12 protein-coding genes are annotated in these 15208 nt (G+C 74.6%); 4 read left to right on the forward strand and 8 right to left on the reverse strand.

The features are described 5' to 3' along the window. Together AC1VWI_RS23455 and AC1VWI_RS23460 are read left to right on the forward strand one after the other, a co-directional pair. Nucleotides 1-1365, forward strand: coding sequence for a bifunctional glycosyltransferase family 2/GtrA family protein (locus AC1VWI_RS23455; protein ID WP_499512983.1), 1365 nt, complete (start codon nt 1-3; stop codon nt 1363-1365). Beyond that, on the forward strand, nt 1362-3650 hold the full coding sequence (locus tag AC1VWI_RS23460; protein ID WP_499512984.1) for an ArnT family glycosyltransferase: 2289 nt from the start codon (nt 1362-1364) through the stop codon (nt 3648-3650). The genes AC1VWI_RS23455 and AC1VWI_RS23460 overlap by 4 nt, the downstream gene beginning before the upstream one ends. A gap of 257 nt (nt 3651-3907) precedes the next feature. Here AC1VWI_RS23460 and AC1VWI_RS23465 read toward each other — a convergent pair whose 3' ends face one another. The 5 genes from AC1VWI_RS23465 to AC1VWI_RS23485 all read right to left on the reverse strand — a co-directional run bounded on the left by AC1VWI_RS23465 (nt 3908) and on the right by AC1VWI_RS23485 (nt 9389). Beyond that, nucleotides 3908-4378, reverse strand: coding sequence for a PPOX class F420-dependent oxidoreductase (locus AC1VWI_RS23465; RefSeq protein ID WP_499512985.1), 471 nt, complete (start codon nt 4376-4378; stop codon nt 3908-3910). A 10-nt stretch (nt 4379-4388) separates the two neighbouring features. Then, entirely contained in the window at nt 4389-5237 is an 849-nt protein-coding gene (locus tag AC1VWI_RS23470; protein WP_499512986.1) for a YceI family protein, read from the reverse strand. 146 nt (nt 5238-5383) lie between these two features. After that, entirely contained in the window at nt 5384-7774 is a 2391-nt protein-coding gene (locus tag AC1VWI_RS23475; protein ID WP_499512987.1) for an MFS transporter, read from the reverse strand. Between the two features lie 77 nt (nt 7775-7851). Beyond that, entirely contained in the window at nt 7852-8307 is a 456-nt protein-coding gene (locus tag AC1VWI_RS23480) for a MarR family winged helix-turn-helix transcriptional regulator (RefSeq protein WP_499512988.1), read from the reverse strand. A 146-nt stretch (nt 8308-8453) separates the two neighbouring features. Beyond that, on the reverse strand, nt 8454-9389 hold the full coding sequence (locus AC1VWI_RS23485) for an aldo/keto reductase (protein ID WP_499512989.1): 936 nt from the start codon (nt 9387-9389) through the stop codon (nt 8454-8456). 106 nt (nt 9390-9495) lie between these two features. Here AC1VWI_RS23485 and AC1VWI_RS23490 point away from each other — a divergent pair, with 106 nt between their 5' ends. Then, nucleotides 9496-9672 carry a hypothetical protein gene (locus tag AC1VWI_RS23490; RefSeq protein WP_499512990.1) on the forward strand — a complete coding sequence of 59 codons (177 nt, stop codon included), beginning with the start codon at nt 9496-9498 and terminating at the stop codon, nt 9670-9672. A gap of 105 nt (nt 9673-9777) precedes the next feature. Here AC1VWI_RS23490 and AC1VWI_RS23495 read toward each other — a convergent pair whose 3' ends face one another. Next, the gene (locus AC1VWI_RS23495) at nt 9778-12549 is read right to left on the reverse strand and encodes a helix-turn-helix transcriptional regulator (protein ID WP_499512991.1); all 2772 of its coding nucleotides are present in this window, start codon (nt 12547-12549) and stop codon (nt 9778-9780) included. A gap of 145 nt (nt 12550-12694) precedes the next feature. Here AC1VWI_RS23495 and AC1VWI_RS23500 point away from each other — a divergent pair, with 145 nt between their 5' ends. Beyond that, the gene (locus AC1VWI_RS23500) at nt 12695-13369 is read left to right on the forward strand and encodes an esterase/lipase family protein (RefSeq protein ID WP_499512992.1); all 675 of its coding nucleotides are present in this window, start codon (nt 12695-12697) and stop codon (nt 13367-13369) included. Between the two features lie 87 nt (nt 13370-13456). Here the strand turns inward: AC1VWI_RS23500 and AC1VWI_RS23505 are convergent, their stop codons facing one another. Both AC1VWI_RS23505 and AC1VWI_RS23510 read right to left on the reverse strand, forming a co-directional pair. After that, nucleotides 13457-14212, reverse strand: coding sequence for a hypothetical protein (locus AC1VWI_RS23505; protein WP_499512993.1), 756 nt, complete (start codon nt 14210-14212; stop codon nt 13457-13459). A 65-nt stretch (nt 14213-14277) separates the two neighbouring features. After that, entirely contained in the window at nt 14278-15183 is a 906-nt protein-coding gene (locus AC1VWI_RS23510; RefSeq protein ID WP_499512994.1) for an RNA polymerase sigma factor SigF, read from the reverse strand. Between the last annotated feature and the right edge of the window lie 25 nt (nt 15184-15208).

Raw genomic sequence — 15208 nt, forward strand, 5'->3', positions numbered from 1 at the left:
ATGCGAACCCAACAGCTCCCACCGACCGGCCGGCCGGCCCGGGGCCCGGAGGCCCTCCCCGCCCGTGAGCACCTGGTGGTCGCGCAGACCGAACCGGTGCTCGACGTCGTGATCCCCGTGCACAACGAGGAGAAGGACCTCGAAGGCTGCGTTCGCCGGCTCCACACGCATCTGCGGCGCACCTTCCCCTACCCGTTCCGGATCACCGTCGCCGACAACGCCAGCACCGACCGCACGCCGCTGATCGCCGCGGCCCTGGAGGCCGAGCTGCCCGAGGTCAGCGCCTTCCGGCTGGAACGCAAGGGCCGCGGCCTCGCCCTGCGCGCGGTGTGGTCGGCCTCCGGGGCACCGGTGCTGGCGTACATGGACGCCGACCTGTCCACCGACCTCAACGCGCTGCTGCCGCTGGTCGCCCCGCTGATCTCCGGCCACTCCGACCTGGCGATCGGCTCCCGGCTGGCCCGCAGCTCGCGCGTCGTGCGGGGCGCCAAGCGGGAGTTCATCTCCCGCTCCTACAACGTCCTGCTGCGGACCTCGCTGGCCGCCCGCTTCTCCGACGCACAGTGCGGCTTCAAGGCCATCCGCAAGGACGTCGCGGAGCGGCTGCTGCCCCTGGTGGAGGACACCGGCTGGTTCTTCGACACCGAGATGCTCGTGCTGGCCGAACGGGCCGGGCTGCGCATCCACGAGGTGCCGGTCGACTGGGTCGACGACCCCGACTCGAGCGTGGACGTCGTCAGGACCGCCACCGACGACCTCAAGGGCGTCTGGCGGGTGGGCAGGGCGCTGGCCACGGGCGCCCTCCCGCTCGACCGGCTGCGCCGGCCCTTCGGCGACGACCCGCGCGACCGCGGTCTCGCCGACGTGCCGGCCGGGCTCGCCCGGCAGTTGGTCGGCTTCTGCGTCGTCGGCGGGCTGAGCACGGTCGCGTACCTGCTGCTGTACACGGCCTTCCGCACCCTCTGCGGTGCCCAGGCCGCCAACGCCCTCGCCCTGCTGCTCTCGGCGGTGGGCAACACGGCCGCCAACCGGCGGCTGACCTTCGGCGTACGCGGCCGCGACAAGGCCGTGCGGCACCAGGCGCAGGGGCTGCTCGTCTTCGGCATCGGCCTGGCGCTCACCAGCGGATCTCTGGCCGCGCTGCACGTCGCCGACACCACGCCCGCGCACGGCACCGAACTCGCCGTGCTCGTCGCGGCCAACCTCGCCGCGACGGTGCTGCGTTTCCTGCTCTTCCGCGCCTGGGTCTTCCCCGACCGGACGGGCGGCCCCCGGCCCGTAGCGGTCGCGGATCCCACCCGGGACGCCACCGTCCCCCTGCCGACCGCGCGTCCCGGCGCGCACGACCCGAGGAGCGACCGATGACCACGTCGCGGAGCGACGAGGCCCGGGACCGGGCCGTGCCGGCTCAGCGCCCCCTCCCGCCGCCCCCGGCCCACGCACCCGCGGTCGTGAGCCGTACGCCGGTCCCGGTGGACGCCCCGCCGCCCGGCGCCGGCGGGCGCAGCCCCGTCCCGGCGGGTGCCCCGGCTCCGGTGGCGCCCCCGGCGCACCACGCGCCGCAGGGCGGCGGCACCGGCCGCCCCCGCGGGACCGCCGTTCGCCTGTGGCGCGGACGGCCGCAGGACCCGCGCTGGGCGCGGCCCGCCCTGCTGGCGCTGCTGGCCCTCACGACCGTGCTGTACCTGTGGGACCTGAGCAGTTCGGGCTACGCCAACAGCTTCTACTCGGCGGCCGCGCAGGCGGGCGGTGAGAGCTGGAAGGCGTTCTTCTTCGGCTCGTCCGACGCGGCGAACTCGATCACGGTCGACAAGCCCCCGGCCGCGTTGTGGCCGATGGCGCTGTCCGTACGGCTGTTCGGCCTGGGTTCCCGGGCGATCCTGGTGCCCGAGGCGCTGATGGGGGTCGCCGCGGTCGGCGTCCTCCACGCCGCCGTGCGCCGCCGCTCCGGGCCGGCCGCCGGCCTGATCGCCGGACTGGCCTTGGCGCTCACCCCGGTCGCGGCGCTGATGTTCCGCTTCAACAACCCCGACGCGCTGCTGTGCCTGCTGATGGTGACGGCGGTGTACTGCGTCCTGCGCGCGCTGGAGGACGCCCGTACGAAGTGGCTGGTGCTCGCCGGCGTCGCGTTCGGCCTCGGCTTCCTCACCAAGACGCTGCAGGCCTGGCTGATCCTGCCGCCGCTGGCGCTGGTGTACGCCGTCTGCGCCCCGGCAACGGTGAAGCGGCGCTTCGCGCAGCTCGGTCTCGCCGGTCTGGTGACCGTCCTGTCAGGCGGCTGGTGGGTCGCGATCGTCGAGCTGTGGCCCGCGTCCTCCCGCCCCTACATCGGCGGTTCGCAGGACAACAGCTTCCTGTCGCTGACCTTCGGCTACAACGGCCTCGGCCGGATCACCGGCGACGAGACCGGTTCGGTCGGGGGCGGCGGCGGCCCGAACGGCGGCGGACAGTGGGGCGAGACCGGCTGGGGCCGGCTGTTCGGCTCGGACATGGGCGGTCAGATCGCCTGGCTGCCGCCCGCGGCCCTCGTGCTGCTGGTCGCCGGACTCTGGCTGACCCGGCGCGCCCCGCGCACGGACACCGGCCGCTCGGCCTTCCTGGCCTGGGGCGGTGCGCTCATCTTCACCTTCCTGACCTTCAGCTTCATGTCCGGGATCTTCCACCAGTACTACAACATCGCCCTGGCGCCCTACATCGCGGCGCTGACCGGAATGGGCGCGGCGATGCTGTGGGAGCGGCGCGCGCACCCCGCGGCCGCGGCGGTCCTCGCGGGCACGGTCGTGCTCACGGCGGTCTGGTCGTACGTCCTGCTGGGGCGCTCCGCCGACTGGTACCCCTGGGTGCGGTACGCCGTGCCGGTCACCGGGATCGCGGCGGGCGGGCTGCTGCTCGGGGCCCGGCTGCTCCGGCGGCTCGCGCCGCTCGCGGCCGCGGCCGGCCTGGTGGCGGCCCTCGGCGGGCCGCTGGCGTACACCGTGCAGACCGTCGGGACGGCGCACACCGGCTCCATCGTGACGGCGGGCCCGGCGGTGCAGGGCGGGGGCATGCGCGGCGGCTTCCCGGGCGGTACGCCGCGCGGCGACGGACGGCAGGGCCAGGGCGGGCAGGGCTTCCCGGGAGGCGGCCCCGGCGGTACGGGCGGCTTCCCCGGGGGCATGCCCGGCGGCAACGGGCAGCAGGGCCAGGGCTGGCAGGGTCAGGGCCAGGGCTTCCCCGGCAACGGTACGGGTGGCGGTGCGGGCGGCGAGAACCGCCGCGGCGGAGCGGCGGGGGGCCTCGGCGGACTGCTGGGCGGCTCACAGGTGGCCGACGCCACCAGGGAGGCGCTGCTGGAGGACGCCGACGCGTACACCTGGGTGGCCGCCGCCATCGGTTCCCAGAACGCCGCGGGTTACCAGCTGGCCACCGGCAAGCCCGTGATGGCGATCGGCGGCTTCAACGGCAGCGATCCGTCCCCGACGCTGGAGCGGTTCAAGGAGTACGTGGCCGCCGGGAAGATCCACTACTTCATCGCCTCCGGCGGCATGGGCGGGGGCGGCGGCCGCGGCGGCAGCGGCACCTCCTCGCAGATCAGCTCGTGGGTGGAGGAGAACTTCGGCTCCACCACCCTGGGCGGAACGACCGTCTACGACCTGACCGACCCGAGCTGAACCCAGGTCGTGGGACGTGGAAGGGGGCGGCGGCCACCGGGCCGCCGCCCCCTTCCGGCATCCGGTACCCCAGGGCCGGGTCCTAGGCCGTGTCGTCAAAGTCCCGCCTGCCCAGCGGCGCCTGGCACGGCACCTCGCTGCGTTGTCGAATCGTCCGAGTAGCCCACTACGAGGACGACTCTCCGCCTTGCGATGCACTGCACCAGACGCCGCTGGGCCCGCCCTCCGGGCGGCCGGCGCTCCTTTGACGACACGGCCTAGTCCTTCGGGGCCAGCCGCGCCGGGAAGCCGCCCGTGGCGATCGGGCCCCAGCGTTCCGGGGTCACGCGCACCAGGGACTTGCCCTGCCTGACCATGGCGGCGCGGTACTCGTCCCAGTCCGGGTGCTCGCCCGCGATGTTTCGGTAGTACTCCACCAGCGGCTCGACCGAGTCGGGGGAGTCGATGACCTCGGCGGTGCCGTCGACCTGGACCCAGGGGCCGTCCCATTCGTCCGACAGGACGATCACGGAGGCCCGCGCGTCACGGCGGGCGTTGCGGGCCTTGGCCCGCTCGGGGTAGGTCGAGACGACCAGGCGCCCCGCGTCGTCGACCCCGCAAGCGACGGGGGAGCCCTGGGGGCGGCCGTCGGCGCGCGTGGTCAGCAGCAGGGCGCGGTGGCGCGGTCGTACGAATTCCAGCAACTGGTCGAGTTGCACGCTGGTATTGGTCGCGATGTAGGCAGCCATGGACGGCAGCCTATGCTTCCCGCGGCCGGACGGCGGGGAGGGCCGTCCCCTGGACCGCCTGGATGTCGAGGGTGACCCTCAGCGTCGTCCCCATGGTGGCGATCCCGGCGCGTACGACCTGGTTCCAGTTCATCGCGAAGTCCTCGCGGCGCAGTTCGGCCGTCGCGCGGAAGGCGGCGCGCACGCCGCCCCAGGCGTCCGGGCCGGTGCCCAGGTAGGCCAGGTCGAGGTCGACGGGGCGGGTGATCCCGCGCATCGTCAGCTCCCCGTGGACGGTCCACCGGTCGCCGGCGGACGGCTCCAGCGAGGTGCTGCGGTAGCTGACGGTGGGGTGCTCCCGCACGTCGAGGAAGTCGGCGGAGCGCAGGTGCTCGTCGCGGGTGCCGTTGCCGGTGTCGATCGAGGCGGCGTCGATCACGGCCTCGACGGACGACGCGAGCGGCTGCTCCGCGACGTCGATCCGGCCCGCGAAGGTCCTGAAGCGGCCGTGCACGGTGGACAGGCCCAGGTGCTGGGCGACCGCGCCGGCCTCGGAGTGCGCCGGGTCGATCGTCCACGGTCCGGGTGGCGGCAGTTCGAGGCCGCCGGCGCGGCCCAGCAGCAGGGTCCCGAGGTCCGCCGAGCCGGAGGCGTTCACCAGCGCCGTCGCGGCGGCCGGGCGGTAACCCACGGCCGTCACGATCACGGTGTACGCCCCGGGGGCCAGCGCGGCGGTGCGCACGGCGCCCTCGGCGTCCGCCGCCTCCCGCGCGATCTGCTGCCCGGTCATGTCGGTGACGGTCACCACGGCGTGCGGTACCGCCCAACCGTCCTTCGTCCGGATCCGCCCGCGCAGCCCGGCTCCTGCCGTCGTGTTCATGTACCTCGCTCGCCCTTCGGTGCGTTCCCCCGGCCGGGTCCGGCCGGGACGGCCCGGGCCGTCCCCTGCCCGGCCGTCCGACCGGACCCGCTGTCCCCCGTTCACCGGCCCGTGCGTCTCCGCAGGCGCACGGACCGGCCGATGGCTCACCCCTCGGGGTGGTTCAGTTCGACGTCGAAGCCGTCCTCGTGGCCGGCCGTGGCGTCGTTGCCGACGGTGACCTGGGTGGCCACCGGCGGGTAGCCGCCGGCGACCAGCGCGTACTCGCCGGCGTCCAGGTCGCCGAAGGCGTAGGCCCCGTCGGTGCCGGTGGTGGCGGTGGCCACCACGTTCCCGGCCGCGTCGATCAGGGTGACGCGGGCCTCCGGCAGCGGTGTGCGGGCGGCGCCGCCGAGGACGGTGCCCTGCAGGCGGGCTCCGGTGCGGAGCGGGACCCCGACGTGGGTGGGGCCGTTGCCGGCGACCTCGACCGGCAGTGCGGCCGGCCGGTAGCCGGTGGCGTTGACGGCCAGGGTGAAGTCGCCCGCGGGCAGGTCCTGGAAGCCGAAGGCGCCGTCTGGGCCGGTGCCGCCGGTGGCGAGGACCTCGCCGCGCACGTCGGTCACCACGACCATGGCGCCCGCGACGGGTATCCCGGTCGCCTCGGCGACCACCGTGCCGGTCAGTCCGCTGGTGCCGGCCAGGACCACGTCGTAGGGGACGGGCTCCTCGCCGACCACCACGGTGGACGCCTGCGGCTGGTGGCCGTCGGCGGCGGCGATGAGGACGTACGAGCCGGCGCCGGGCGCGGTCAGCGTGTAGCCGCCGTCGGCTCGGGTGGAGGCGCGGCCGAGCTGCCGGCCGGTGAGCGATATCAGGGTCAGGGTGGCCCGCTCCACGCCCGCGCCCTCGGCGTTGCGTACCTGGCCGTGGACCGTGGTGCCCTCGGCGGGCAGCGGGGCCGGCGGCGCGGCCACGCCGACCGCCTCGGCGGCCTCGGCCGCGGGGGCCTGGGCGGGTATGACCGGGGTCTGCTCGGCGTGGCCGGCGACACCGGCTGCCTGCTGCAGGCCGCTGGCGGTCTTCAGCGGCACTTCCTTGATGAACAGCACCAGCAGCAGCGCGAGGAACGCCACCGGGGCCGCGACCAGGAAGACGTCGCCGGCGCCGTGGCCGTACGCGCTCTCCACGACGTGGCGGATCGGTGCGGGCAGCGTGGCCAGGTCCGGGATCGCGCCGTCGGACTCACCGGTGGACTTCACACCCAGGGCGGCCAGGCCGTCCTTGACGTAGTGCGTCACACGGTTGCCGAGCACCGCGCCCAGCGCGGAGACGCCGATCGCGCCACCGAGCGTGCGGAAGAAGGTGACGACGGAACTGGCGGCACCGAGGTCGGCGGCCCCCACCTGGTTCTGCACGGCCAGCACCAGGTTCTGCATCATCATGCCGACGCCGAGGCCCAGCAGCGCCATGAAGAGCGCCAGGTGCCAGTACGTGGTGTCGGCCCGCAGGGAGCCCAGCAGGGCGAGGCCGCCGGTGAGCAGCACGCCGCCGGAGACCAGGAACGCCTTCCAGCGCCCGGTGCGGGTGATGATGAGCCCGGAGGCCGTGGAGGAGACGAACAGGCCGGCGATCAGCGGGATGGTCATGACGCCCGACATCGTCGGCGACTCGCCGCGCGCCAGCTGGAAGTACTGGCTGAGGAAGACCGTGGCGCCGAACATCGCGGTGCCCACGAAGAGCGAGGCGACCGAGGTCAGGCTGATCGTCTTGTTGCGGAACAGCCGCAGCGGCATGATCGGCTCGCTCGCGCGGGACTCGACCAGGACGAAGATCAGGACGAGCAGGACGGCGCCCGCGACCATGGCGTAGGTCTGCCAGGAGATCCACTCGTACTTGTCGCCGGCGAAGGTCACCCAGACCAGCAGCAGGCTGACGGCGGCGGTGACGAAGGAGGCGCCCGCCCAGTCGACCTTGACCCGGCGCTTGACGACCGGCAGGTGCAGGGTCTTCTGCAGCACGATCAGCGCGACGATCGCGAAGGGCACGCCGACGTAGAAGCACCAGCGCCAGCCGAGCCAGTCGGTGTCGACGATCACGCCGCCCAGCAGCGGGCCGCCGACCGTTCCGAGGGCGAAGGCCGCGCCCAGGTAGCCGCTGTACCGGCCGCGCTCGCGCGGGGAGATCATCGCGGCCATGATGACCTGGGTCAGCGCGGTCAGACCGCCGGCGCCGATGCCCTGGACGACACGGCAGGCGATCAGCATCCCGGCGTTCTGCGACAGGCCCGCGACCAGCGAGCCCACCACGTAGATCACCAGCGCCAGCTGGACCAGCAGCTTCTTGCTGAACAGGTCCGAGAGCTTGCCCCACAGCGGGGTGGTGGCGGTGGTGGAGAGCAGGGCGGCGGTGACGACCCAGGTGTAGGCGCTCTGCCCGCCGTTCAGATCGGAAATGATCTTCGGCAGGGCGTTGGAGACGATCGTGGACGACAGGATCGCCACGAACAAGCCGAGGATCAGCCCGGTGAGGGCCTCCATGATCTGCCGGTGCGACATGGGGGCCGCGTGTCCTGCGTGGGTATCGGTCCCCCGCACACCGGTCGGTGGTGCGGTTGTTGCCATCGTCATCCTCTTCACGTCGTGGAATGTGTACGGGGGCGGCAGTCGGCGGCGAAGTCCCTGCGCAGCCGGTCCAGCAGCCGGGAGAACTCGGTGACGTCCTCGTCCGGCCAGTCCCTCAGGTGGTGGGCCAGCGCCTCGGCGACCCCGTCCTGGGCGGCGCGCAGCATGTCCGTGCCGCCGGGGGTCAGGCGCAGCAACCGTGACCGCTTGTCGTGGGGGTCGGGCAGCCGGTCGATCCAGCCGCGCTCGGCGAGGTGGGCCACGTGCCTGCTGGTGACGGACATGTCGACCTCCAGCAGCTCGGCCAGCCGGCTCATCCGCATCTCGCCGTGGCGGCTGATCACCGAGAGCACGCCGAGCGATGACGGCGGGCACTGCGGTGGACAGGCCCGGCTGAGTTCGCGGGCGACCACCGGGATCGCACGCAGCTGGCTCGCGAGCTCCGCGAACTGCTCCTGCGTCGCCATGGCGCCTCGCTTCCCACTCTTATTGGTTGCCTCAAGCAACCTTAGGAACGTTGGTTGCTGCAGGCAAATTCTTTCGGGTAAAAACCTCCAAAAGGAACGACCCGCCTCCGGTCAAGGGAGACGGGTCTTCGGGTAAAAGCCGCAGGTCAGGCAGATGCCTCCGTGAGACGCTCCAGCTCCGCCGCGGTCAGCTCCAGGGGCGCCGAAGCCAGCAGCGCGGTCAGCTGCGCGGGCGTACGGGCGCTGGCGATCGGCGCGACGACGGTCGGCCGGGTCCGCAGCCAGGCCAGTGCGACGCTCGCCGGCTCCACGCCGTGCGCCGCCGCGACCTCGTCCAGCGCGGCCAGCACCCGCGGGCCGCGCTCCGACTCCAGGTAGGCGCCCGCGCCTTCCGCCCGGGGGCTGTCCACCGCGACCCCGGGCCGGTACTTGCCGGTGAGGAAGCCCCGCGCCAGACCGAAGTACGGCACGGAGGCGAGGCCGTGCGCCTCGACGACCTCGCGCAGCGGCCCCTCGTAACTCCCGCGCTCCACCAGGTTGTAGTGCTGCTGCAGCGCCACGTACTTCGTCAGGCCCTCGCGCTCGGCGAACTCCAGCGAGGCCGACAGCCGCTCGGGGCTGATGTTGGAGGCCGCGACGTGGCGGACCTTGCCCTCGCGGACCAGCTCGTCCAGGGCGCCGACGATCTCCTCGACCGGGGTCGCGAGGTCGTCGTAGTGCGTGTAGTAGAGGTCGATCCGGTCGGTGCCCAGGCGGCGCAGCGACTCCTCCGCCGCGGCCTTGACGGTCGCGGCCTTCAGCCCCTTGAAGTCGGGGTGGGAGCCGACCTTGGTCGCGACGACGACGTCGTCGCGACGGCCGCGCTTGGCGAGCCAGGAGCCGATCACGGTCTCGGACTCCCCACCGGTGTGGCCGGGGACCCACGCCGAGTACACGTCAGCGGTGTCGACGAAGTTGCCGCCCGCCTCCGCGTAGGCGTCCAGTACCTCGAAGGAGGTCGCCTCGTCCGAGGTCCAGCCGAAGACGTTGCCACCGAGGCAGAGGGGGAAGACGTCGAGATCAGAGTTGCCGATGAGTGCCATGTGGTCTTGGACACGGCGGGGACGAGCGGTATTCCCGGGGTGTTCCCCTTCCCAACGACGGGGCGGGGGTGACCGGCGCAGCGTGACTTCGCTAGGGTCCTGCCCCATGACTACCCCTGACAACAACTACGACCCGGCCGGCAACACCCAGATGTTCCGCGCCTTCGTCGACGAGGAGCCCGCCCAGGCCCAGGCCGCGGGCGGCAACAAGACCGGGCTGATCGTCGGCATCGTCGCGGCCGTCGTCGTGATCGCCGCCGTGGTCTGGTTCGCGGTCGCCTGACGGGCGCACCACCCCACCACGTCCACTGACACCGGACGCCGGCGGTCGCCGGCCGTCCGGCGGCCGTCGTGCGCCCGCGTCCGCGTCCGGCGGCCCCGCCCCCGCTCAGCGGAACAGCGAGGCCAGCTCGACGCGCGAGCGCACCCCGAGCCGGCTGAAGATGTTCCGCAGGTGGTACTCGACCGTGCGCGTGCTGAGCAGCAGCAGGTCGGCGATCTCGCGGTTGGTCGCGCCCTGCGCCACCAGCTCGGAGATCCTCGTCTGCTGCGCCGTCAGCTCCCGGCGGCCCCCGGGCTCCCGGTCCACCGGGCCCACCCGGTCCCCGGCGGCCCGCAGTTCGGCCGCGGCCCGTTCCGCCCAGGGGCGGGCGTCGAACTGCCGGAACACCGCCACCGCGTCCCGCAGCAGGCCCCGGGCCTCGCCGGGCCGGCGGGTGCGCCGCAGCCGGGAGGCGTAGAACAGCTCCGTCTTGGCCAGCTCCAGGACGGTGTCGTCGTCCTGGTGGAGCCGCAGCGCCTCCCGGAAGTGGTCCACGGCGCTCGCGTCGTCCTCCGCCAGCAGCCCGTGGCAGCGGTGCGCCAGGGCCAGTCGTACGCTGCTGCGGCTCGCCGCCGCCCAGTGCTCGTACGCGCGCAGCGCCCCCGCGGCCTTCGCCCGCTGTCCGCAGCGCACCGCCGCCTCGATGAAGTGGGGGGCGGCCATCCCCCGGACCGCCAGGTTCACCTGGCCCGCGCCGCCGCGCATGCGGGCGAAGCGGGACAGCGCGTCGGCGGGCCGGTCCGCCGCGAGGTCCGCGCAGGCCGAGACCCAGCAGTTGAAGGCCCCGGGGCGGCCCAGCCCCCGTGACGCGACGGCTCCTTCGGCGGCCGCCATCCGCAGCCCGGCGGTCACGCTGTCGCCCTGCAGGGCCGCGAGCAGCGCCAGGACCGCGAGGTGGTCGACGGCGAGGTTGCGCTGGCCGGTCGCCTCCGCGAGCCGCAGCCCCTCCTCGGCGGCCGCCCCGGCCGCTGCGTACCGGTCGAGCGCCAGCGCGCACAGCGCCTCGTAGACCAGGGCCGCGGGCACCAGTGCGCCCGCGCCCTGCCGGCGGGCCCGGTGCACGGCCGCGGTCGCCAGGGCGTGCGCCCGCCGGGCGTCCCCCAGGGTGTACGCGGCCTGGGCGGCCCATATCGCGGACTCCGGGTCCTGAAGCGTCTCGGCGAGCCGGACCACCCGCCGCAGCGCCCACTGCGCGCGGTCGTGCCGGCCCCGGAAGGTCGCCGAGAGCCCCGCGAAGTGGTCGAAGACCAGGCGCTGTTCCGGCGGGTCGTCGCTGCGGCGCAGCGCGCCGGCACGCTCGGCGAGGCCGAAGAAGGCGGCGAAGTCGCCCGCCACGCACCCCGCTTCGCCGGCGAGCATCAAGGCCCTTACGGCCGGTGCGCGCCGGTCGGCGGGGAACCGGCCGGCCGCGGCGGTCAGGTCGCGGCAGGCCACGGCGGGCACCCCGTCGCGCAGTTCGATCTCGCCCTGGACCAGGGCGCCCGGCGCCCCGCCCGGCGCCGGGCCGCCCTGTGCGCCGGCCCGGCGCATCAGTCCGCGCGCCCGGCGGGTCTCCCCGGCGGCCTGCGCGTCGGCGGCGGCCGCGACCAGCCACCGGACCCGGGTGTGCGGACGGGCGGTGGCCTCGGCGCCCCGCTCCCACGCGGCGGCGGCCGCGGCATGACCGGCGGACCTGCGGGCGGCCCCGGCCGCGGCCTCCAGTTCCCGTTCGGTGTCCGGCGACGGGCCGGCCGACCGGCCGAGCCGGTGGAGCGCCCGGAAGAGCCGGGCAGCCGGGGGGTCCAGCACCGAGGCCAGCGTCGCGTGCGCGGCCAGCCGGTCGGCGGGGGAGAGCAGTGCGGCCAGCGAGGCGCGCAGCAGCCGTCCCGGCACGGTCGCCGTCCCGTCGCGCAGGTCGACCAGGCCGCAGGCGCGGGCCTCCTCGACACTGCCGGCGCCCAGCCCGCGGCGGCGGGCGGCGGACTCCAGCACCGGTACGGCCAGCGGCCCGCCGCAGAGCAGCAGCGCCACCACCGTGCGGGCGCCCGGCGTGAGGGCGTGGAAGCGCTGCCGGTGCCGCTCCCGCAGCCGGCTCCCCGCGGGCAGCGCGGGCGGTTCCGGCAGCCGCCCGTCCACGGCCGCCCCGGCCAGTTCGACCAGGGCCAGCGGGTTGCCCGCGGCCAGGTCGAGCACCGCGACCGCGTCCGCGCCGCGCGGCGGCAACCCGGGGAACCGGTCGGCGAGCATCCGGCGTGCGGCCTCCGGTGCCAGCGGGCGCAGGCGCAGGACGTCCAGGTCCTCCAGCGCTCCGGCGGTGGGGCAGACCTCGTCGGCGGCGAACAGCACGGTGGCCGCGAGGCCCGTGAGACGGCGCGCCGCCATGCCGAGCGCGCGCAGCGTCGCGGGATCCAGCCACTGCGCGTCGTCCACGCACCACAGCAGCGGTGCCGGGCGGGCGAGTCCGGCCACCAGGCCGGACAGCGCGGCGCCCAGCGCGAGTTCGCCCCCGGCGGGCACCCGCCCGGCGAGGAGTTCCGTGAGCGCCACGCCGTACGGCCCCGGTACGGCCCGCACGCGCGGGGCGACCGGCAGCAGGGTGCGGTGCAGTGCCGCGAACGGGACCCGCGCCTCGGCCCGTACGCCGTCGGTGCGCAGCACGGTCGCACCGGCCGCGGCGGCGGTGCGCGCCGCGCCCGTGAGCAGGCAGGTGCGTCCGGTGCCCGGTCCGCCGAGCAGCAGCAGCGCCCGTCCCCCGCCCTGCCGGGCCCGGTCCGACAGGGCGTCCAGGAGGGCGCGTTCGCGGTCCCGGCCGTACAGCGCCGGCGGCCACGCGGCGGGGTCGCTCCGTCCGGCCTCCATGACGCCAGTGTCTGCTGGCGTCCACCGGGAGGGAAGGGTCCTGCATCATGTTCCGTGCATGACAGGAAGACACTGGTGATTCCACCGGTCCGTCGCCCGCGTGCCGCTCGGAGACTCCTGTCGACCCCCACGACAAGGAGTTCAGATGCGACGAATATGGGCGATCCTGCTCACCGTGGCGGCCGCCGTCGGCCTCGGCACCTTCGTGATGCCCGGCACCGCGAACGCCGCGACCCACACCCCGGTGGTCTTCGTGCACGGCTACACCGGCAGCGCGAGCAACTGGGACTACGCGGAGTCGGTCTTCGTGGCCGGCGGCTACAGCCGCAGCGAGCTCTTCGCGTACGAGTACAACTGGGCCCAGTCGAACAAGACCAGCGCCGCGGGGCTGGCGAGCTACGTGCGCCAGGTGCTGACCCGCACCGGCGCGACCAAGGTCGACATCGTCAACCACTCGATGGGCGGCCTGGTCACCCAGTGGTACCTCACGCAGCTCGGCGGCACCTCCTCCGTCCGCCGGGTCGCCTCGGTGGCGGGCGCGAACCACGGCACCACCTACGCCTCGGCCTGCGTGATCTACGCGTCCTGCGTCGAGATGCTGCCGGGCTCGTCCTTCGTCCGCACCATCAGCAGCGGTGACGAGACGCCGGGCAGCACGGTCTACGCGACCTGGTACTCGCCGTGCGACGGGATCATCATCCCGTACACCAGCACCCCGCTGAGCGGCGCGAACAACCACCTGGTGGCGTGCACGACCCACATCGGGTTCCTCAGCGACACCGGCACCCTCGGCGAGATCCGTTCCTACCTGGCCGGCTGAGCGCACCACCGCTCCTCCCCGGGGAGGCGGGGGCCGGTCCCGGGACGGGCCGGTCCCCGCCTCCGCGTCCCCGGGGCGTACCGGCGTTCAGGAGTCCGCGACCGAGACGTCCCGGGTCTCGACGTGCATGCCCAGCGGCACCCGCCACGCCTCGACGCAGACCTCCCAGGTGCGCTTCGCGCTGCCGCCGCCGGGGACCGGCACCGGTGCGGCACGACTGCTGCGCAGCGTGGCCCAGTCGACGCCCAGCAGGCCGATGACGTGCGTGCCGAAGGTGACGGTGCCCGTCGTCGCGGCACGATCCCCGGTGTTGGCGAGGGTGACGGTGACCTTCTCGCACCAGCGGTCGGCGGCCGCCGTGCGTTCGACCGCACTCACCACCAGGTGCGCCGGCGCACCGGTCGCCGGTGGGGACGGGACGGACGCGGAACCGCCCGGGGCCGGCCGCGCGGTGGAGCCGCCGGAGGCCGTCGCGGGCGGCGCGGTGCCGCCCGGCCGCGGCGGGCCGCTCGTGGCGCCGGGCCTGTCCGGCCCCTCCGGTACGTCCGCCGGAGGTGAGGAGCCCGCGCCGCCGCTGCCGGCCGGTGCGCCCGGCGCGGTGGGCGCCGTCCGGCCGGGTCCGGCCGGGGAGCCCGTACGGCCGTCCAGCGGCACGAGGTCCACGTCGCCGGAGGGCGGGGCGTTCACCGCGGGGCCGCCCGCCGGGCCCGGGGCGCCGACGGCCACGTAGCCCGGCCCGTTGCCCTCGCAGTCCGGGCCCAGCGCGGCGAAGGCACCCAGGCAGACGCTGGCCGCCGAGGCAGCGGCCAGCGCGCCCCGGCGGCCCGGTGGTATGTGCACCATCCCGCCAGTGTACTGACGAACCGTCAGGAATGAACCGCCCGGTCCTTCCGTCGCCGGGCCCCGCCCTACTGCTCGGCGGTCAGTCCCTCGCGCAGCTGCGCCAGGGTCCGGGTCAGCAGCCGGGAGACGTGCATCTGGGAGATGCCGACCTCCTCGCCGATCTGCGACTGCGTCATGTTGGCGAAGAAGCGGAGCATGATGATCCGCCGCTCCCGCGCGGGCAGCTGGGCGAGCAGCGGCTTGAGCGACTCGCGGTACTCCACGCCCTCCAGCGCGGTGTCCTCGTAGCCCAGCCGGTCGGCCAGCGAGCCCTCGCCGCCGTCGTCCTCCGGGGGCGGCGAGTCCAGCGAGCTCGCGGTGTACGCGTTCCCGACCGCCAGGCCGTCGACCACGTCCTCCTCGGAGACGCCGAGCGCCGCCGCGAGTTCGGAGACGGTGGGCGAGCGGTCCAGCCGCTGGGCGAGCTCGTCGCTGGTCTTGGTCAGCGCCAGCCGCAGCTCCTGCAGCCTGCGCGGCACCCGCACCGACCACGAGGTGTCGCGGAAGAAGCGCTTCACCTCGCCGACGATCGTGGGCATCGCGAAGGTGGGGAACTCCACCCCGCGGTTGCAGTCGAAGCGGTCGATCGCCTTGATCAGCCCGATCGTGCCGACCTGGACGATGTCTTCCATCGGCTCGTTGCGGCTGCGGAAGCGGGCCGCCGCGTAACGCACGAGCGGCAGGTTGAGCTCGATGAGCGTGTCCCGTACGTACGTCCGCTCCGGGCTGTCGTCCGGCAGCTCGGCGAGCCGCAGGAACAGCGAGCGGGAGAGCGTGCGGGTGTCGACGCTCGTGTCGATGGCCTCGATCGTGCTGTCGACGGCGGCGGTGTCGGCGACGGCGGTGCCGGCGGTGTCGATGGCCTTGTCGTCAGGAGCATCGTGCGGCGCGTCGGAGTTCAGCACCTTCGGACTGCCCACTTCTACGGACATGCCACCCCCTTGAGGTCGCGGACGG

The organism is Streptomyces sp. TOM-9 (assembly GCF_056858595.1).

Excerpts from the sequence above, each read along its gene's own strand:
- AC1VWI_RS23455 (WP_499512983.1), top strand. The coding sequence starts at position 1 with ATGCGAACCCAACAGCTCCCACCGACCGGCCGGCCGGCCCGGGGCCCG.
- AC1VWI_RS23460 (WP_499512984.1), top strand. The coding sequence starts at position 1,362 with ATGACCACGTCGCGGAGCGACGAGGCCCGGGACCGGGCCGTGCCGGCT.
- AC1VWI_RS23465 (WP_499512985.1), bottom strand. The coding sequence starts at position 4,378 with ATGGCTGCCTACATCGCGACCAATACCAGCGTGCAACTCGACCAGTTG.
- AC1VWI_RS23470 (WP_499512986.1), bottom strand. The coding sequence starts at position 5,237 with ATGAACACGACGGCAGGAGCCGGGCTGCGCGGGCGGATCCGGACGAAG.
- AC1VWI_RS23475 (WP_499512987.1), bottom strand. The coding sequence starts at position 7,774 with ATGTCGCACCGGCAGATCATGGAGGCCCTCACCGGGCTGATCCTCGGC.
- AC1VWI_RS23480 (WP_499512988.1), bottom strand. The coding sequence starts at position 8,307 with ATGGCGACGCAGGAGCAGTTCGCGGAGCTCGCGAGCCAGCTGCGTGCG.
- AC1VWI_RS23485 (WP_499512989.1), bottom strand. The coding sequence starts at position 9,389 with ATGGCACTCATCGGCAACTCTGATCTCGACGTCTTCCCCCTCTGCCTC.
- AC1VWI_RS23490 (WP_499512990.1), top strand. The coding sequence starts at position 9,496 with ATGACTACCCCTGACAACAACTACGACCCGGCCGGCAACACCCAGATG.
- AC1VWI_RS23495 (WP_499512991.1), bottom strand. The coding sequence starts at position 12,549 with ATGGAGGCCGGACGGAGCGACCCCGCCGCGTGGCCGCCGGCGCTGTAC.
- AC1VWI_RS23500 (WP_499512992.1), top strand. The coding sequence starts at position 12,695 with ATGCGACGAATATGGGCGATCCTGCTCACCGTGGCGGCCGCCGTCGGC.
- AC1VWI_RS23505 (WP_499512993.1), bottom strand. The coding sequence starts at position 14,212 with ATGGTGCACATACCACCGGGCCGCCGGGGCGCGCTGGCCGCTGCCTCG.
- AC1VWI_RS23510 (WP_499512994.1), bottom strand. The coding sequence starts at position 15,183 with ATGTCCGTAGAAGTGGGCAGTCCGAAGGTGCTGAACTCCGACGCGCCG.